17 protein-coding genes and 1 tRNA gene are annotated in these 18,494 nt (G+C 63.9%); 12 read left to right on the top strand and 6 right to left on the bottom strand.

What is annotated here, in order from left to right:
* The first annotated feature begins 92 nt into the window (after nt 1-92).
* From HWE04_RS02405 to HWE04_RS02355, 11 genes are all read left to right on the top strand, one after another.
* A complete protein-coding gene (locus HWE04_RS02405; protein WP_241811379.1) occupies nt 93-1,442 on the top strand; it encodes an MFS transporter in 1,350 nt (449 codons plus the stop codon).
* A 28-nt stretch (nt 1,443-1,470) separates the two neighbouring features.
* Nucleotides 1,471-3,006 (top strand): 3-hydroxyacyl-CoA dehydrogenase, encoded by a 1,536-nt coding sequence (locus HWE04_RS02400; RefSeq protein WP_241811378.1) that lies wholly within the window; start codon nt 1,471-1,473, stop codon nt 3,004-3,006.
* The gene (locus tag HWE04_RS02395) at nt 3,003-3,791 is read left to right on the top strand and encodes an enoyl-CoA hydratase-related protein (protein ID WP_241811377.1); all 789 of its coding nucleotides are present in this window, start codon (nt 3,003-3,005) and stop codon (nt 3,789-3,791) included. The genes HWE04_RS02400 and HWE04_RS02395 overlap by 4 nt, the downstream gene beginning before the upstream one ends.
* Before the next feature lie 151 nt (nt 3,792-3,942).
* Nucleotides 3,943-4,722 carry a GntR family transcriptional regulator gene (locus HWE04_RS02390; RefSeq protein WP_077237326.1) on the top strand — a complete coding sequence of 260 codons (780 nt, stop codon included), beginning with the start codon at nt 3,943-3,945 and terminating at the stop codon, nt 4,720-4,722.
* A 47-nt stretch (nt 4,723-4,769) separates the two neighbouring features.
* Nucleotides 4,770-5,390: a glutathione S-transferase family protein gene (locus tag HWE04_RS02385; protein ID WP_006462966.1), complete on the top strand. Its 621-nt coding sequence runs from the start codon at nt 4,770-4,772 to the stop codon at nt 5,388-5,390.
* A 49-nt stretch (nt 5,391-5,439) separates the two neighbouring features.
* The gene (locus tag HWE04_RS02380) at nt 5,440-6,660 is read left to right on the top strand and encodes a CaiB/BaiF CoA transferase family protein (RefSeq protein ID WP_241811376.1); all 1,221 of its coding nucleotides are present in this window, start codon (nt 5,440-5,442) and stop codon (nt 6,658-6,660) included.
* Nucleotides 6,661-6,694: 34 nt separating this feature from the next.
* Nucleotides 6,695-7,324, top strand: a complete 630-nt coding sequence (locus tag HWE04_RS02375) for a carboxymuconolactone decarboxylase family protein (RefSeq protein WP_241811375.1) — start codon at nt 6,695-6,697, stop codon at nt 7,322-7,324.
* On the top strand, nt 7,321-8,229 hold the full coding sequence (locus HWE04_RS02370) for an amidohydrolase family protein (protein WP_241811374.1): 909 nt from the start codon (nt 7,321-7,323) through the stop codon (nt 8,227-8,229). Before HWE04_RS02375 ends, HWE04_RS02370 begins: the two co-directional genes overlap by 4 nt.
* 19 nt (nt 8,230-8,248) lie before the next feature.
* Nucleotides 8,249-9,025, top strand: a complete 777-nt coding sequence (locus HWE04_RS02365) for an enoyl-CoA hydratase/isomerase family protein (protein WP_166758372.1) — start codon at nt 8,249-8,251, stop codon at nt 9,023-9,025.
* 170 nt (nt 9,026-9,195) lie between these two features.
* Nucleotides 9,196-10,314, top strand: coding sequence for a porin (locus tag HWE04_RS02360; protein ID WP_241811373.1), 1,119 nt, complete (start codon nt 9,196-9,198; stop codon nt 10,312-10,314).
* A gap of 104 nt (nt 10,315-10,418) precedes the next feature.
* On the top strand, nt 10,419-11,294 hold the full coding sequence (locus HWE04_RS02355; RefSeq protein ID WP_241811372.1) for an alpha/beta fold hydrolase: 876 nt from the start codon (nt 10,419-10,421) through the stop codon (nt 11,292-11,294).
* Between the two features lie 23 nt (nt 11,295-11,317).
* Here the strand turns inward: HWE04_RS02355 and HWE04_RS02350 are convergent, their stop codons facing one another.
* The 3 genes from HWE04_RS02350 to rpoD all read right to left on the bottom strand — a co-directional run bounded on the left by HWE04_RS02350 (nt 11,318) and on the right by rpoD (nt 14,665).
* Nucleotides 11,318-12,121, bottom strand: a complete 804-nt coding sequence (locus HWE04_RS02350; RefSeq protein WP_241811371.1) for a methyltransferase domain-containing protein — start codon at nt 12,119-12,121, stop codon at nt 11,318-11,320.
* A 184-nt stretch (nt 12,122-12,305) separates the two neighbouring features.
* Nucleotides 12,306-12,384: transfer RNA gene (locus HWE04_RS02345), tRNA-Ile, on the bottom strand.
* Nucleotides 12,385-12,439: 55 nt separating this feature from the next.
* Nucleotides 12,440-14,665, bottom strand: a complete 2,226-nt coding sequence (gene rpoD, locus HWE04_RS02340) for an RNA polymerase sigma factor RpoD (protein WP_006462953.1) — start codon at nt 14,663-14,665, stop codon at nt 12,440-12,442.
* Between the two features lie 115 nt (nt 14,666-14,780).
* Here rpoD and HWE04_RS24530 point away from each other — a divergent pair, with 115 nt between their 5' ends.
* Nucleotides 14,781-15,011, top strand: a complete 231-nt coding sequence (locus HWE04_RS24530) for a hypothetical protein (protein WP_241811370.1) — start codon at nt 14,781-14,783, stop codon at nt 15,009-15,011.
* A 497-nt stretch (nt 15,012-15,508) separates the two neighbouring features.
* Here the strand turns inward: HWE04_RS24530 and dnaG are convergent, their stop codons facing one another.
* The 3 genes from dnaG to rpsU form a co-directional block, all read right to left on the bottom strand.
* Nucleotides 15,509-17,305: a DNA primase gene (dnaG, locus tag HWE04_RS02330; protein WP_006462951.1), complete on the bottom strand. Its 1,797-nt coding sequence runs from the start codon at nt 17,303-17,305 to the stop codon at nt 15,509-15,511.
* 52 nt (nt 17,306-17,357) lie between these two features.
* Nucleotides 17,358-17,804: a GatB/YqeY domain-containing protein gene (locus tag HWE04_RS02325; protein WP_241811369.1), complete on the bottom strand. Its 447-nt coding sequence runs from the start codon at nt 17,802-17,804 to the stop codon at nt 17,358-17,360.
* Nucleotides 17,805-18,099: 295 nt separating this feature from the next.
* Entirely contained in the window at nt 18,100-18,312 is a 213-nt protein-coding gene (gene rpsU, locus HWE04_RS02320) for a 30S ribosomal protein S21 (protein WP_006462949.1), read from the bottom strand.
* Nucleotides 18,313-18,494 lie beyond the last annotated feature (182 nt).

Genomic DNA, 18,494 nt, shown 5'->3' with positions numbered 1-18,494 from the left:
GTTCCCCCTTCCCCCTCCCCTTACATGAGATACGAGGCAGGAGGCCGGCGCATCCAACAGCATCGATAAAGAACAATGAACGAGGAGACCCGATGAGCAACGCTGATTCCCCATCCCTGGGGCAGGCCGGCCACCAGTCCATGGCGCCGGACCGCGCCACGCTGGCCGATGCCACCTACCGCAAGATCCTGTGGCGCATCATGCCCTTCCTGATGCTGGTGTACGTGGTCTCCTTCATCGACCGCTCCAACGTCGGCTTTGCCAAGCTGCACTTCCTGGCCGATCTCAATTTCACCGATGCCATCTATGGCATCGGCGCCGGCATCTTCTATGTGGGCTACATCCTCTTCGAAGTCCCCAGCAACCTGTGGCTGCAAAAGATCGGTGCGCGCAAGACCCTGCTGCGCATCATGGTGCTGTGGGGGCTGTTCTGTGCCGCCCTGGCGTTCATGCAGACCGCCACGCATTTCTACCTGATGCGCCTGCTGCTGGGTGCCGCCGAGGCAGGACTGTTTCCGGGCATGCTGCTCTATCTCACCTATTGGGTTCCACTGTCGCGCCGTGCACGCTTCACGGCCCTGTTCACCGCCTCCATCCCGCTGGCCGGACTGATCGGCGGCCCGCTCTCGGGCTGGCTGATGCACGCCTTCGAGGGCGTGGCGGGCATGCGCGGCTGGCAATGGCTGTTCATCATCGAAGGCCTGCCAGCCTGCGTGCTGGGCGTGGTGGCCTATTTCTACCTGAATGACAAGCCGGATCATTGCCGCTGGCTCACTCCCGAAGAACGCGCCCTGGTGACGGCCGACATGCAGGCCGACCAGGCCGCCAAGCCCAAGGGCGGCGGGCATTCCTTCGGCGACGCGCTGCGTAATCCTCAGCTGTACTGGCTGGCCGGCATGGGCGTGGCCGTGCTGGTCGGCACCGGTGGGGTGTTCTTCTGGCTGCCCACCATCATCCGCAAGGCGGGCGTGCATGACATCGCCACGGTGGGCCTGCTCTCGGCCATTCCCTTTGCTGCAGCCATCGTCATCCAGTATCTCAATGCCCGTCACTCCGATCGCACCGGCGAGCGCCGCTGGCACGTGGCCATCCCGGCCATCATCGCCGGCATCGGCTGGATCGCTCTGCCTTCGGTGCAGAACAGCATTCCCATGTCGCTGGCGATGCTGACCCTGGTGACCGCGGGCACCTTCAGCCTGACCGGACCGTTCTGGATCCTGCCGGCGCAATTCCTTTCCGGCACCGCACTGGCGGCCGGCATCGCCCTGCTCAGCACCCTGGCCGGTATCGGCAGCGTGTTCAGCCCGATGCTGGTGGGCTGGCTCTCCAGCACCACCGGCAGCCTCGCCACCGGCCAGTACTACTTCGGCGCTTGGATGCTGGTGGGTGCGTTCACCCTTCTGCTGGGCGTCAAACCGAAGCCCCGCACCGCCGCAGCCTGACCACGCCATGACCTCTTTGCATACCCACATGAACGCCTTGAAACCAGACACCCTCATCGGCATCATCGGCGCCGGCGCCATGGGCAGCGGCATCGCCCAGGTGGCTCTGGACGCCGGTCACCCGGTGGTCTTGCACGATGCCGCAGCGGGCGCACTGGAACGTGGCCTCGATGGCATCCGCAGCCGCTACGCCCGGCTACTGGCCAAGGGCAAGATAGACCAGGCCCATCACGATGCCTGCCTGGCCCGCCTGCGCGGCGGCAGCCTGCAGGAGCTGGCCGGCGCCGCACTGGTGATCGAAGCCATCGTCGAACGACTGGACGTGAAGATCGCCGTGCTGTCGCAACTGGAGCAACTGCTGCGCCCGGACGCCATCATCGCCAGCAATACGTCCTCCCTGTCGATCACCGCCATCGCCGCCGGACTGGCGCGGCCGCAGCAGGTAGTGGGCATGCACTTCTTCAACCCGGCACCGCTGCTGCCGCTGGTCGAGGTGGTCAGCGGCAAGGCCAGTGCCGAGGCAGTGGTGCAGACCATCTTCGAGACCGCCCTGGCCTGGAAAAAAGTCCCGGTGCATTGCCGCTCCACGCCGGGCTTCATCGTCAATCGCATCGCCCGCCCCTACTATGGCGAGGCACTGCGCCTGCTGGCCGAGGGCGCTGCCGATGCCGCCACCCTGGATCGGGTGCTGCGCGAGACGGGCGGCTTCCGCATGGGCGCCTTCGAGCTGATGGACATGATCGGCCACGACGTCAATTACGCCGTCACCCAATCGGTCTACGACGCGCTCTACCAGGACCCACGCTACAAACCATCGTTGCTGCAGAAGGAACTGGTCGACGCCGGCTGGCTGGGGCGCAAGAGCGGGCGCGGCTTCTACCGTTATGACGTGGAGCCGCAGACAGGCGACGCGATCACCTCCAGCGCCGACACCCCTGCCGGCTACACCATAGGCAGTGTCATCGCCGAAGGCGACCTGGGCCCCGCCGCCGCACTCATCGACCTAGCGCACGAACACGGCCTGCCAGTGCGCGTGACCGACGGCGCGGGTGTGTTGCACATCGATGGCGTGACGCTGGCCCTGAGCGACGGCCGCAGTGCCAGCGAGCGCTTTGCCCGGGATGGCGTGCAAGTGGTCTTCGACCTGGCCCTGGACTATCGTCAGGCGCGCAGCATTGCCCTGGCGGCGGCCGACCAGACGGATCGCCATGCACTCACCGTCGCCCAGGCCTTCTTCGCCGGTATCGGCAAGTCGGTCGTCGTGCTGGATGACTGCCCGGGGCTGGTGGTCATGCGCACCGTGGCGATGCTGGCCAACGAAGGCGCGGACGCCGTGCAGCAGACGATTGCCACGGCCGCCGATGTGGATCTGGCGATGCTCAATGGCGTGAACTATCCGCGTGGGCCGCTGGCCTGGGCCGACCGCATCGGCATTGCCCATGTGGCGCGCGTGATCCGCCATCTGTCACTGAGCTATGGCGAGGACCGCTACCGTCTCTCGCCGCTGCTGGCGCGCATGGCATTGACGAATCGCGCCTTCTTTTCCGAGAGGGCCAGCGCATGAGCCAGGCTGCCGACAGGACAGCGCCCGTCCGCTGCGAAATCTCCGGCGCGGTGGCCGTCATCACCATCGACCGGCCGGAACGCCGCAATGCCCTCAATCTGGAGGTCAAGCAGGCCCTGGCCGAGCTGATCGACGCGGCGGCGGCGGACCCGACGGTACGCGTGATCATCCTCACCGGCTCGGACCGCTATTTCGTCGCCGGGACCGATATCGGCGAGATGGCGACGATGACGCCGACCTCGCATACCCTGCAAGCCACCGACCGCGTCTTCAATGTGCTGCGTCGCGTAGACAAGGTGCTGATTGCGGCAGTGGAAGGCTATGCACTGGGCGGCGGCTGCGAGCTGGCGCTGTGCTGCGACCTCATCGTCGCCGGCGAGACTGCCAGGCTGGGCCAGCCGGAAATCCGCGTGGGCATCATGCCGGGTGCCGGCGGCACGCAACGGCTGGTGCGCACCATCGGCAAGTACCAGGCCATGAAGCTGGTATTGACCGGCGAAGCGGTCAGCGCACGCGAAGCCCTGACCATGGGCATGGTCTCGGAAGTCTGCGACGACGGCCAGGCGCTGGCGCGCTCGCGCGAACTGGCAAGCACCATTGCGGCCATGCCGCCGCTGGCGGTGCGGGCGATCCGGGAGGTCATGCAGCAGGGTCAGGATATGGCGCTGGACAGTGCGCTGGCGCTGGAACGGCGCGCCTTCCAGATGCTGTTCGACACGCAGGACCAGAAGGAGGGCATGCAGGCGTTCCTGGAAAAGAGAGCAGCGCGCTATCAGGGGCACTGAGCCGCCAGGCAGCGGGCAAAGGCAGTATGGAAGGGTATCAGTCAAAAGTTTGAGCTAACGGATAATTCGGGGATAATTCGTCAATAAACGGCCGAATTATCGCCCAGTGCACCGCCCCTCCCGGCGGCCGCCAAGCTCCCGAAAGCTTTTGATGAAAAACCCGCCCTCCCGCCCCTCCCTCCCTGACCTGGCCGACCCGCGCAAGCTGGCCATCGATTTCAGCCGTAGCGCCGTACCGCGCTACGTCCAGCTGGCCAGTCTGTTCCGCAATCGGGTGGAATCGGGTGATTGGGCAGTCGGCACGCAGATTCCCACGGTCGATGAACTGGCCGAGGAATGCCAGGTGGCCCGCGCCACGGTACGCCAGGCGCTGGACATGCTGGAAGAGGAAAAGCTGATCGCGCGCTACCGTGCCAAGGGCACGTTCGTGATCGGCAAACCGCAGGAGCAGTTCTGGTGCGAGGTGGCCACCGACTGGTCAGGCCAGTTGCTGGCACCGGAAGGTGCCACCATCGAAGTGCTGACCGAGCGCGAGCGGCTGGCGCCTGCGCCGGTGGAGCCGTCGCTGGGCCAGATGGCCGAGGCCTACGAGCACTGGCGGCGCCGCCACTGGCGCAATGGCAAGCCGTATTACCTCGGCGATGTGTATATCGATGCGCGCGTCTGCGCCCGCATCCCGAAGAAGTCCTTCGAGACCAAGACCTCGATGCGCATCTTGCGCGATCTGCCGGGGCTGGAGATCAAGGAGGCACACCAGACGCTGACGCTGGGCTCGGCCGATCCGCTCATTGCGGAACTGCTGCAGATCCCGCTCAATGCGCCGATCGCGTATGTGACGCGCTCGGCGGTAGACCAGGCCGGCCGCGTCGTGTTCGTGGGCCGGGGCATTTACCGGGGCGATGTGATTCGCCTCGACATACGACTGAAGTAACGGTGCACCGATTGCCGTTGCCAGTCATCGACAGATGAGGAAACGGCATGAAACTCCATTGGTCGCCACGCTCGCCCTTCGTGCGCAAGGTGGTCATCCTGCTCAAGGAAACGGGTCTCGAATCGCGCGTGCAGCTGGTGCGTTCGGTGGCCGCCATCGCCACGCCCAATCCGGCCATCATGGCCGACAATCCCCTCTCGCAGATTCCCGCGCTGGTTCTGCCCGGCGGTGAGCCGCTGTACGACTCGCCGGTGATCTGCGAATACCTCGACAGCCTGCACGACGGCCCACGGTTCTTCCCGGCGGCCGGCCCGGCACGCTGGACTGCGCTGCGCCGCCAGGCACTGGGCGACGGCATGCTGTCGGTATTGCTGATCTGGCGCCAGGAACGCATGAAGACGCCCGCCCAGCAACTGGATAGCTGGCTGCAGGCATTTGCGCTCAAGATCGGCACTGCGCTTGACCGTCTCGAAGACGAGGCCCCGGCCCTGGCCGACAGTGGCTTCGACATCGGTCACCTCACCCTCGGCTGCACGCTGTCCTATCTCGATTACCGCTTCGCCGATCTCGACTGGCGTGCCGGCCGCCCGCAACTGGCGAGCTGGCACGCGGGATTCTGCCTGCGTCCCTCGGCACAGGCGACGGTGCCGGACGACGCTGCAGCCTGAACACGGCTGCCCTTCTTTTTCTGCTTTTTGGTTTGATATCGGAGTTCTCATGGCAGGTCCGCTTTCCCACATCAAGGTGCTCGATCTTTCGCGCATCCTCGCTGGTCCCTGGTCGGGCCAGATCCTGGCCGATCTCGGCGCCGACGTCATCAAGGTGGAGCGCCCGCGCGTGGGCGATGACACCCGCAGCTGGGGCCCGCCCTTCCTGCGTGACGCAGAGGGCAACGAAACCCGCGAAGCCGGCTACTACCTGGCCTGCAACCGCGGCAAGCGGTCCATCACGGTGGATCTGAACACGGCCGAGGGCCAGCGCATCATCCGCGATCTGGCGGCGCGCTCGGATATCCTCCTGGAAAACTACAAGGTCGGCACCCTGGCCAAGTTCGGCCTGGACTACGCCAGCCTCAAGCAGATCAACCCCGGCCTGATCTACTGCTCGGTGACCGGCTTCGGCCAGACCGGCCCCAAGGCCGACAACGCCGCCTATGACTTCATGATCCAGGCCATGGGCGGCCTCATGAGCGTCACCGGTGAACGGGACGACCTGCCAGGCGGCGGCCCGCAGAAAGTGGGCGTGCCCATCGTCGACCTGATGACCGGCATGTACACCTCGGTGTCGGTACTGGCGGCGCTGGCGCGACGGGCAGAGACCGGCCTGGGCGACTACATCGATATCGGCATGCTCGACGTCATGGTGGGTTCGGTCGCCAATCAGGGGATGAACTACCTGATCTCCGGCAAGACCCCGCAACGCGCCGGCAACAAGCACCCCAACATCCAGCCCCAGGACGTGTTCGCCTGCGCCGATGGTTACATCGTCCTGGTGGTCGGCAACGATGGCCAGTTCGCCAAGTTCTGCCAGGTGATCGGCCAGGCCGGATGGCCGGCCGACGAGCGCTTCGCCACCAACGGCAATCGGGTGCGCAACAAGGATGTGCTGCTGCCCATGATCACTGAGGTATTGAAGACCCGTGGCATGCAGGAATGGGCCGCGCTGCTGGATGCCGCCGGGGTCCCGTGCAGCCCGATCAACACCATCCCGCAGGTGTTCGAGGACGAACAGGTGAAGCACCGCGAAATGCTGATCCAGATCCCCCACCCTACTGCCGGGTCGGTGCCGCAGATCCGCAGCCCGATGCGCTTTGCCGATGCCGCCTTGCGCTTCGACAAGGCGCCTCCTCTGCTGGGCCAGCATACCGATGAGGTGCTGACCGAACTCGGCTTTGATGCCGCCCAGATCGCCGCGTGGAATGACGCTGGCGTGATCTGAAATCGAACCACGACAAGAACCTGACCGAAACGCCATGCCAAGAATTTCCTTCCCCTCCCCGGAGACCATGAACGCCGAACAGCGTGCGGTCTACGACGATATCGTCAGCGGCCCGCGCGCGCGCCTGGTCGGCCCCTTGAAAGCCGCCCTGCACAACCCGGCACTGGCTGACCGCTGGCAAAAGATGGGGGCCCTGCTGCGCTTCGGCACCAGTATTCCGCCGCGTCATAGCGAACTGGTGATCCTGGTGGCAGCGCGGCGCTGGAACAGCCAGCTCGAATGGGCCATCCATGCGCAGGCAGCGCAGGCCGCCGGCCTGCCGCAAACGGTGATCGATGCGCTGTGCGCATGCCAGGCCCCCATGTTTGCCGACGCCGCCGATGCCCACGTCTACGAATATGCCCGGCAACTGCAGCAGCACGGCAACGTCGATGAGGAGGTGTATCAACACGTGCTGGGTCTCTACGGCGAGGCCGGCATCGTCGAACTGGGCGCCATCCTGGGCTACTACACGATGGTGGCCATGACGCTCAACGTGCACCAGATTCCGGTGCCGGAGGAATATGCAGAACCGCGCCTGCAGGTCGCCACGCAACAGGGCCGGCCGCAGTTGGCCGACTTGCCGCCCGGCCAGCTGAGCCCGGTCAAGGAGCCGCTATCGTGACGACCTCCGGCTTCATCCCCACCGAGACTGAGACACCGCGCATGCCTACGGCGCCGCGTACCTCCCTGCCGGCCCAGGCTTGCGACAGCCACGCCCATGTCTTCGGTCCGTATGCGGCATTTCCGTTATCCACGGCATCGAACTATCCGCCGCCGCTGGCCCCTGCCGAACTCCATGCGCAGATGCTGGCCACGGTAGGTGCAAGTCGCGGCGTGCTGGTGCAACCCGCTCCTTACGGTAGCGATCCGGCCTGCATGCTGGCAGCCATCGCCGCCAGCGCCGGACAGGTACGCGGCATCGCCGTGGCCAGCGCCGACACGCCGCTGGCCACTCTGCAGGCCTGGCATGCCGGCGGCATCCGTGGTCTGCGTTTCGTGGAGATGCTCACCCCTGCCGGTGACAGGTTTGCCGGCAGCGTGGGCGTGGACGATCTGCTGCAGCTGGCACCGGCCATGCGCGAAGCAGGCCTGCACGCGCAACTGTGGGCGCCCTGCGAGGCCTATGCGCAGCTGTTGCCGCAGCTGCGTGCGACCGGGCTGACACTGGTGCTGGACCACATGGCTTGCCTGAAGGTCGAGCGCGGCGTCGATGATCCTGCCTTCCAGACGGTGCTGGCCGCGCTTCGGGACGGTGACGTATGGATCAAGCTGTCGGTCTGCCGGGTCTCCGGTGCGGCCCCCGCCTATGCCGATCTCAAACCCTTCCACGACGCCCTGGTGGCGGCCAATCCGGCGCGCCTGCTGTGGGGCTCGGACTGGCCCCATGTCCGCATGGGGGAGAAGGCACCGGATGTGGGCGCACTCATCGACCTGTTCCACCAGTGGGTGCCGGACGCCGCGGTGCGGCAGCAGATCCTGGTGGACAACCCGCAGACACTGTATGGCTTTGACCAGGCCGGCCGTTAAATTCATGACGAGGGATTCCATGTTCGACTTCACCCAGCTCAATGTCAGACTCGATGGCCATGTCGCCACGCTGACCCTGAATGCGCCGCCGGTCAATGCGCTGACCCGCACGCTCAACGATGAACTGACGATGGCACTGGACGCCATCTCCGAGACCGATGACATTCGCGCCGTCGTGCTGACGGGTGCCGGCAAGGTGTTCTGCGCCGGCGCCGACCTCAAGGGCCGTGCCGAGAACATCCGCCAGCCGGGCGACTTCATGGCGCACTCGCGGCGCACCCGGGAATGCTTCCATGCCGTGCGTGAATGCGCCAAGCCTGTGGTGGCCGCCATCAACGGCGCCGCACTGGGCTCGGGGCTGGCACTGGTGGCCTCCTCGGACATCCTGGTGGCGTCCGAGCAGGCCAGCCTGGGCTTGCCGGAGGTCGATGTCGGCCTGCTCGGTGGTTGCCGTCATGCCATGCGCCTGTTCCCGCATTCCCGCCTGCGCCGCATGGCCCTCACCGGCTACCGGGTCGGCGGCCAGGAGCTGTACCGACTGGGCATCGTGGAAGCCTGCGTGGCGCCCGAGGCCCTGCTGGAGACAGCACTGGAGATCGCCCATGTGATCGCTTCCAAAAGCCCGGTCTCCACGCGCATGGGCAAGCACACCATGAACGTCATCGAAGACCTGAGCCTGCGCGACGGCTATCGCTACGAACAGGACATGACCGCCGCCATCGGCAAGACCGAGGATGCGCGCGAAGCGCAGCTGGCGTTCAAGGAAAAGCGCGCACCGGTCTTCACCGGCCGCTGACCTCTACCGGTGCCGTCCCACCGCTACGCACGAACTTAGCGGCCGGCCCGGAACACCTTCACAAGATTCCACCGCTGCGACCTCGCCGTCGCAGTGGAAGGGACACGTCTCGCCTGCGCCCGGCATCGGGCCGGGCAGCAGACACATATCAACCACAAGGAGGAGCATCCATGTCTTACCCATTGCCATCACAGTTTTCCCGGTCGACAAGGCAGCCTGACACCCGCACATATGCCCGCCAGCTGGCCCTGGGCGCCGCCCTGCTGCTGTCGACCCACGCCGCGTTGGCGCAGTCCGGCGTGACCATCTACGGTATTGTCGATACCGGCTTCGTGCACGAATCCGGTGGCCGCAACGGCTCGGTCAACAAGATCACCGGCGGGATAGGATCGGGTTCCCGACTCGGCTTCAAGGGGACTGAAGATCTCGGTGGCGGCATGGCGGCGCTGTTTGTACTGGAGTCCGGATTCCAGAGCGACACCGGGGCGATGGGCCAGGGCGGCTTGCTCTTCGGGCGCCAGTCCTATGTGGGCCTGTCGGGTTCGCAAGGCACGCTCACGGTGGGCCGCCAGTACACACCGCACTACACCGGCTTCGTGCTGGCCGATCCGTTTGCGGCAGGCTTTGCCGGTAACGCTGCGAACCTGGCGGCGAATTCGGGCAGTCGCATGGACAACACGGTCAAGTACGTGTCACCTTCCTTCGGCGGCGTCTCCGCCGAAGCGGTCTACGGCTTCGGCGAAAACGCCGGTTCCAATGCCATGGGCCGCGCCTGGGGCGGCGCCCTGGCCTATGCCAATGGCGGCCTTTCGCTACGCCTGGCGCACCACAACCGCAACATGGATACGCCCACCGTCCAGCGCAGCGAGAACGCCAAGAACACGCTGCTCTCCGGCAGTTATGACCTGAAGGTGGTCAAGTTCAACTTCGGCTACGGCATCAACAAGGGCTATGGCAGCTCGGCACTCAACAATGCCAATGCCTACGGCCTGGCGGTCGCCCCAACCCCGACCACCGACAGCCGCGACATGATCCTCGGCGTGACCCTGCCCGTGGGACGGCACAAGCTGATCGCCTCCTACATCCGCAAGGATGACCGCACCCGCTTCAACCAGGATGCTTCACAACTGGGACTGGGCTATCTGTATGCGCTCTCCCGACGTACCGAACTGTACACAACGGTGGCCAGGGTCTGGAACAAGAACGGCGCCGGCTACACAGTGGGCAGCGCCATCGAGACCGGCTCGGGCGACATGGCCTGGAATGCCGGGATCAGGCATACGTTCTGAGCAGCACTTGCCTGAGCCCATGCATGGATACGGGTGGGCGGCACGGCAGGCTCCGACCTGCCGTGCCGCCCGCGCCAAGATCGTGACAAGAAAAAGGAGACCCCATGAAGATTGCGATGTTGCTGGCCGCCGTAACGGCATGGCTGGCGTGGAGCGCGCCACTGGCGGCAGCCAATGTACGCAACCATGCCATTGTTCAAGAGGGTGAAACGTCGATCGAGGTCATCGTCGATGAAGCCTCAGGCCCCGATGCCCGGGAGCGCAAGGGAGTGATCGTGCTGCTGCCTTCCTCGCAACGCGGCAGCGAGGATTTCGACACCGTCGCCGAACTCCTGTCCCAGGCCGGTTACCGTGTGCTGCGGCCGCAACCGCGTGGCATCGGTGCCAGCCGGGGAGCACTGGAAGGGATGAGCCTGCACACCCTGGCCGGTGATGTGGCGCTGGCGATCCGGCTGCTGGGCCAAGGTCGCGCCATCGTGGTGGGCCATGCGTACGGACATTACGTGGCCCGGGTCACGGCGCAGGATTATCCCGCACTGGTACGCGGCGTGGTCGTGGCAGCTGCGGCAGCCAAAGGACGGCTCCCGGCGCAATTGAGCGCGGCGCTGGATATCGCTGCAGACCAGCGCAACTCAACCGCGCAGCGGATTGCGGCGCTCAGAGATGCCTTCTTCTACGGACCGTTCGTGTCGCAGTCCTGGCTGGAGGGATGGCATCCAGAACTCGCTTCGGCCTATCGGCAGGCCAGCCGGACGACACCACAGTCGACGTGGTGGCCGTATTCGACCGTACCCATCCTCGACCTGCAAGCGCAGCACGACCCCTGGCGCCCTGCGGCCACCCGCGATGAACTGCGCGACGCCCTGCCCGGCAGGGTGGAGGTGCGGGTGATTCCTGATGCCAGTCATGCGCTGTTTCCGGAACAGCCACAGGCGGTTGCCAGGGAGATTGTGGACTGGGCCGACAGGCTGGCTCGCTAAGGCCTGTTCACAACGCGCAAGGTTCAGCCCGGCAAGGTCGCCATGATGAACATGCGCTGGAACGGCAACAAGGTACTGCCGTCACTGCGAGGCGGATAGGCCAGATGCATCCTGCGCGCATAATCGGCGCGGAAGGCCTGCAGCTGTTCGCCCTTCATCTTTTCAAGGTGGGGCCGCAGGCTGCTGCCGCTGGCCCACTCCAGCACCGGGTCCTCGCCCTTGAGCACATGGAGATAGGTGGTCTGCCAGATATCCAGGCTCGCCACCCGTGGTCGCAGCAGGTCGTGATAGCCGCCCATATCCAGCACATTGCGCCGTTCCGACACGTCACCCAGAACCTCTGCATAGGCCGGCGAGCGCGCCAGTTCCACCTGCGCCAGTCTCAACGGCGCATCGTGCATGACCGGCATCTGCACCGCCAGGCAACCACCGGGATTAAGGAAGGACAACAGCCGTGGGAACAGCTGTGCGTGATCGGGAAGCCATTGGAGGGTCGCGTTGGTGTAGATCAGGTCAAGCTTGTGCTCCGGCGTCCAGTGGTTCAGATCGGCCTGGATGAAGCGACCATGCGGAACGGTCGCGCGCGCCTTGGCCAGCATGTCCTCCGAGCCATCCACGCCCAGCACTTCAGCCTCTGGCCAGCGCTGCTGCAGCAAGGCCGTCAGGTTACCCGCACCGCAACCGAAATCGAGAATACGGGCGGCTGCCTGCAAGGGCAGATGCAACATCAGGTCCAGCGCCGGACGCAGGCGTTCACCGCCGAAGCGCAGATACTGGGCGGCGTCCCACGGAAACTGGGGTTGTTGCGGGTCATGAAGGTTTGGCATGCCTTGCTCCTGATGGGGTCCGTGGATGGGTCACCATCGTATACCTGTGTGCGTGATCTTGCCTGGGAGGGGGTGAGCGTTGGCTTGGGCGGCTTTGCGTGAGCTGGATCCGCAAAGTCATGACAATTGCCTGTAGCCTCAAAAGAAAAAGGGACTTCGATTTCTCGAAATCCCTTTCAGGTACTGGTGGCCCCCCCGTGAGTCGAACACGGCACCAACGGATTATGAGTCCGCTGCTCTAACCAAGCATGAGCTAGGGGGCCAAAAAATCAGCCGGCGATTTTAACATCTTCGCCGGCCAATTCTGACACCCTAATATCAATTCCCTTCCAGGAAGCTCTTCAGCTTGTCCGAACGGGAGGGGTGACGCAGCTTGCGCAGTGCCTTGGCTTCGATCTGGCGGATACGCTCGCGGGTCACGTCGAACTGCTTGCCCACTTCTTCCAGCGTATGGTCGGTCGACATCTCGATGCCGAAACGCATGCGCAGGACCTTGGCTTCGCGCGGGGTCAGCGAGTCCAGGATGTCCTTGACCACGTTGCGCATCGAGGCATGCAGCGCCGCATCGGCCGGGGCCAGCGTGTTGTTGTCCTCGATGAAGTCGCCCAGATGGGAATCGTCGTCGTCACCGATCGGCGTTTCCATGGAGATCGGTTCCTTGGCGATCTTCATGATCTTGCGGATCTTGTCTTCCGGCATTTCCATCTTGATCGCCAGGGTTGCGGGATCCGGCTCGGCACCGGTTTCCTGCAGGATCTGACGCGAGATGCGGTTCATCTTGTTGATCGTCTCGATCATGTGCACCGGAATACGGATGGTGCGCGCCTGGTCGGCGATGGAGCGGGTGATGGCCTGACGGATCCACCAGGTCGCATAGGTCGAGAACTTGTAGCCGCGACGATATTCGAACTTGTCCACTGCCTTCATCAGACCGATGTTGCCTTCCTGGATCAGGTCCAGGAACTGCAGGCCACGGTTGGTGTACTTCTTGGCGATCGAGATCACCAGACGCAGGTTGGCCTCGGTCATTTCACGCTTGGCCATGCGTGCCTTCTTCTCACCAGCGCCCATCTTCTTGTTGATGGCGCGCAGGTCAGGCAGCGGCAGTACCACGCGGGCTTGCAGGTCGATCAGCTTCTGCTGCAGTTCCTTGATGGCCGGGACGTTACGGCTGAGCACGGTGCTGTAGTCGTGGTTGGCGGCGACTTCGCCGTCCACCCAGTCGAGGTTCACTTCATTGCCGGGGAAGACCTTGATGAAGTGGGCGCGCGGCATGTTGCACTTGTTGACGGCCACGTCCAGGATCTGGCGTTCGACGGTGCGGACTTCATCCACCTGCGCGCGCAGGGTGTCGCACAGCTTCTCGACGATCTTGGCGGTGAAGCGGATGCCCAGCAGCTCGTTGGAAATGATTTCCTGCGCCTTGACGTAGGGCTTGGAGTTGTAGCCCTCCTTTTCGAAAGCCTTGCGCATGTTCTCGAACTGGGTGCCGATGACGGCGAACTTGCCCAGCGCGTCGCGCTTCAACTGTTCCAGCTGTTCGGCGGAGAAGCCGGCAGCGCCGGAACCGCTGTTCTCGCTTTCCTCTTCTTCGTCTTCTTCCTCGTCTTCTTCCGCTTCTTCGTCGTCCTCGTCGGAGTCGGAAGCGGCGGCGTCGACCTGCTGTTCGCTTTCGTTGGGATCGACCAGGCCATCGACGATTTCGTCGACCTTGATCTCATCCTTGGAGATGCGGTCAGCGGCAGCCAGGATCTCGGCGATCGTGGTCGGGCAGGCGGAGATGGCCTGGATCATGTCCTTCAGGCCGTCTTCGATGCGCTTGGCGATCTCGATTTCGCCTTCGCGGGTCAGCAGCTCGACCGAACCCATTTCACGCATGTACATGCGCACCGGGTCGGTGGTACGGCCGAAGTCGGAATCGACGGTCGACAGGGCGGCTTCGGCGGCGGCTTCGGCGTCGTCATCGCTGGCGACGTTGGCCACGTTGTCCGACAGCAGCAGGGTTTCGGCGTCAGGGGCGTGCTCGTAGACCGAGATGCCCATGTCGCTGAAGGTGCCGATGATGCCTTCGATGGCTTCCGGATCGACGATGTTCTCGGGCAGGTGGTCGTTGATTTCCGAGAAGGTCAGGAAACCACGCTCCTTGCCGAGCTTGATCAGGGTCTTCAACTTCTGGCGACGGCGCTCCAGCTCTTCTTCGCTGGCTTCGGTGTCGGAAGAGAAGGCGTCCTTCAACAGGGCCTTTTCCTTGGCCTTGCGGTCCTTGGCCTTGGCCTTGTCGGCAGCCTTCAGTTCAGTACGCTCGATGGTGTTGAGCGCGGCGACTTCGTCGCTCTCGGGCTGGAATTCCTTGGGCTTGCGGCCACGACGGCCCGGCACCTTGACGCTCGGCAGCACATAGCCGGACGTGTCGATGGCTGCCAGGGCGGCAGCATCAGTGGTTTGACTTACGCTCGACGCGGCAGTCGCGCTGACGTCTTTGCCTTCGACCTGTGCGGCTTTGGTGGTCTTGGCGGTCTTGGTTTCGGGTTTCTTGGTGGTCACGGAAGTCTTCGTCGCTTTCACAGAAACCGCTTGTTCGGCGGCTTGAGGTAACTTGTTGGCTGGCGTTGCAGTACCCTTGGGCGCTGCGGCGCGGGCCGGCTTGGCGGCAGTTGTCTTGACTGTCGTCTTTTTCGGCGTCGCTGCTGCTGCAGTCTTTGCCGTGGGTTTTACGGTGCTGGCTGCCGTCGCAGTCCCCTTGACTGGCGATTTGGCGGCCACCGCCTTGGTGGGCTTGGTAGCGGCGGTGGATTTTACCGCCGTTGCCGGCTTGCTGCTCTTTGTCGACGCTGCTGGAGTTTTCGCGGGTTTCTTCATTGCATTTGCCATAGAATCAACTGCCAATTGAGAATTCACTCATTGCGCCAATCAAGTCATGCTAATGATGCAACTCCGGTACCGATTTCCCGGTAGACTCCGGCTGCACGCGCAACGTTCCTTTTTACCGGCGGGCCATCGATCTGGAAAGCAGGCAGTCGTGCCATTCCCGATCCGGCAGGCGATACCGCTGTCTGCCGGCCTTCATCCCGATGCGCCGGGGTGAAGACATGGTGCCGCAGGGTGGGGATGCAAGAGCCATCCGGCGGAACTAAAGCCCTATAGTATAGCACAGATGGGGCTCTTTTCTCCGGGATCAAGCCGCGATATTCGGCCATTCGCCAGCGATCCGGCGGACAAATCACGGCAATTTGCATGGCTTTACCGTGTTTTCCGGAAACCTGCCCTGCCAGCTCCTGCGACCCTGCCATCGATGACCTGGGTCACCGATGTCCATCCTCCTGTTTCAAGCGCGTCGCCCCACTCCCCAGCAGCTACTCATCAGCCCCTGGCGACGGCGGCCCATCCTCATCCCGCCACGGCGGCACCGCCGGTCTGGCGCTTGAGCCATTCCTTGCGTTGCATCAGCTCGCGATAGCGGTTGCGCTCTTCCTCGGTGCGCAGGTTCGAGGTCACCAGCATCTGCATCTCCTCGTCGAGGGCGCGGATCCTGGCCTGGCGGATGGCGCCGGCCATCTCGGCCCGCACCACATCGAATTCGGATTCCGATTCGGCCGCGATTTCCGCGATCATCGAATCGAACTCGGGGCCACCCTCGCGCAGATGCTCGACCAGGGCGGCGAAATTGGCCTGCTCGCCCATGCTCTGGGCGGCGCCGACCAGTTGTCCGAGCATCTCGGCCTGGTCCGGAGCGATACGGGCGATGGCTTCCAGCGCGCCGGCATCAAGGTCGGCCGACAACTGCGGATGCGCCACCAGCAGGCGCATGATCTGGCGCGCCAGGCCAACCGGCGCGGTACGCTTGCTGCGCGGCGGTGCGGCGCGTACGCGGGCGACCGGTTTTTCCAGTTCAAACAATGCCTCAAGCTCGGCCGCGGTTGACTGCGTGGCCTGGGCGATGCTGCGCACGATCTGCAAGCGCAAGGCCGATGCCGGCAGGGCCTGCAGCATGGGCTTGGCCGCAAACTGTGCATGGGCGCGGCCTTCCGGGGAGCGCAGGTCGTTCTCGCCGATGATTTCCCGCAGCAGGAACTGCGACAACGGCAGCGCTTCGCGAATCTGTTCCTCGAAGGCCGGGGCACCCATCTCGCGCACGTAACTATCGGGGTCATGTTCCTTGGGCAGGAACAGGAACTTGATGGTCTTGTTGTCCGAGGCATACGGCAGGCAGGCCTCCAGCGCGCGGCGCGCGGCACGGCGGCCGGCGTTGTCGCCGTCGAAGCTGAAGATCACCTGGTCGGTCTGGCGCAACAGCTTTTGCACATGGATCGGGGTGCAGGCCGTTCCCAGCGTGGCCACCGCTTGCGGGAAGCCCAACTGGGCCAGCGCCACCACATCCATATAACCTTCGGTCACCAGCGCATAGCCGGCCTCGCGAATCGCCTGGCGCGCCTCGAACAGGCCGTACAACTCGCTGCCCTTCTGGAACAGCGGGGTTTCGGGCGAGTTCAGGTACTTGGGTTCACCCCCATCCATCACGCGACCGCCAAAGCCGATCACCTGGCCCTTGGTATTGCGGATGGGGAACATGACGCGGCCCCGGAAGCGGTCATAACGCTTGCGGTGGGCGCCGCCCTCTTCGCTCTTGTCGATCACCAGGCCCGATTCGACCAGGGCCTCGTTCTCGTAATCGGGGAAGACCTGACGCAGGCTGTCCCACTCGTCGGGCGAATAGCCCAGGCCGAAGCGGGCGGCGATCTCGCCGGTCAGGCCTCGCCCCTTGAGATAGTCGATGGCAATCTGGGCGCCACGCAGCTGGTGCCGGTAAAAGTCATTGGCGCGCGTCATCACATCCGACAAGGCCATGCTCTTGGCCTGCTTTTCCTGGCGCTGGGCCAGGGGGATGCTGTCTTCGCGCTCGGGCACCACCATGCCCACGTTCTGGGCCAGATCCTTGACCGCTTCCACGAAACCCATGCCGGAATACTCGATCAGGAAACTGATCGCGGTACCGTGCGCGCCACAGCCGAAGCAGTGATAGAACTGCTTGGTCGGGCTGACGGTGAAGCTGGGGGATTTCTCGTTGTGGAAGGGGCACAGGCCCATGAAGTTGGCGCCACCCTTCTTCAGCTGCACGTAACGTCCCACCACGTCGACGATGTCGACGCGGTTGAGCAGGTCCTGGATGAACGACTGTGGAATCACCTGGGTTGCGGACGAATGGACGGAGCCAGTGGCAAGAAGGGCGGCAGCCCGATCAGGACGCCAGCGCGGCCTTGACCAGCGCGGACACGGCCGTCATGTCGGCACGACCGGCCAGCCTGGGCTTCAACACGCCCATGACCTTGCCCATGTCCTGCGGACCGGCGGCACCCGTGGCGGCCACGGCAGCCTGTACCTCGGCCTTGATCTCGTCATCCGACAGGCTGGCCGGCATGTAGGCCGCCAGCACCGCCAGCTCGGCCTTTTCGATGTCGGCCAGATCCTGGCGACCACCGGCTTCGAACTGGGAGATGGAATCCTTGCGCTGCTTGACCATCTTGTCGATGATGGCCAGCACGTGGGCGTCGGTCAGTTCGACGCGTTCATCGACTTCCTTCTGCTTCATCGCGGCGGTCAAGAGGCGGATGGTGCCCAGCTTGCCCATTTCCTTGGCGCGCATGGCCGCCTTCATGTCTTCCGTGATCTGCTCTTTCAAACCCATGGGGTACTCCGAAGATGAGGTGGATGAGTATTCTGCAATCTGGCGCCATCCCGCATCCAGTGTTCCAGGCGGCAAGGTGGCCGCCTGTCATAGGATCGTAGAACATGGATGGGCTTATCGCCAGCCCGAATCGCTGCCTTTGCTTCATATCTGGGGTTTCAGAGAAGAAAATCCAGGACGGGCAGGCTCAAGGTGACGAACCAGCGAACAAATGAGGAAAAAAGCGAAAACCCGCTGCGGACCAACACCGGAGCGGGTTTACACATCGGCCGCACCTGGGCGCGGCAGAAAATTCTTAGTACAGCTTCTTCGGCAGCTGTTGGCTGCGGATGCGCTTGTAATGACGCTTCACGGCAGCAGCCAGCTTGCGCTTGCGCTCAGCGGTCGGCTTTTCGTAGAACTCGCGTGCGCGCAGTTCGGTCAGCAGACCGGTCTTCTCGATGGTGCGCTTGAAGCGACGCATTGCAACTTCGAACGGCTCGTTCTCTTTAACGCGAATAGTGGTCATGTAAATTCAAACCAAAAAGGTTAGGTTGGATAGCAAAGAAAGCGATTGTAGCAGTACTGATACCCGATTGGAAGGCCAAACGTGGCATTTTTTCCACCCCGCCAGTAAAAAACGGATAAGAATCAGTCACTTATCACAGTCAAGATGATGCTTCACCTGAAGTCAAGGGAAGCGGACGAAAA

The sequence above is a fragment of the Herbaspirillum sp. C7C2 genome, assembly GCF_022627865.1.
GTDB lineage: Bacteria > Pseudomonadota > Gammaproteobacteria > Burkholderiales > Burkholderiaceae_D > Herbaspirillum > Herbaspirillum frisingense.
This window is presented reverse-complemented; position numbering and strand designations above follow the sequence as displayed.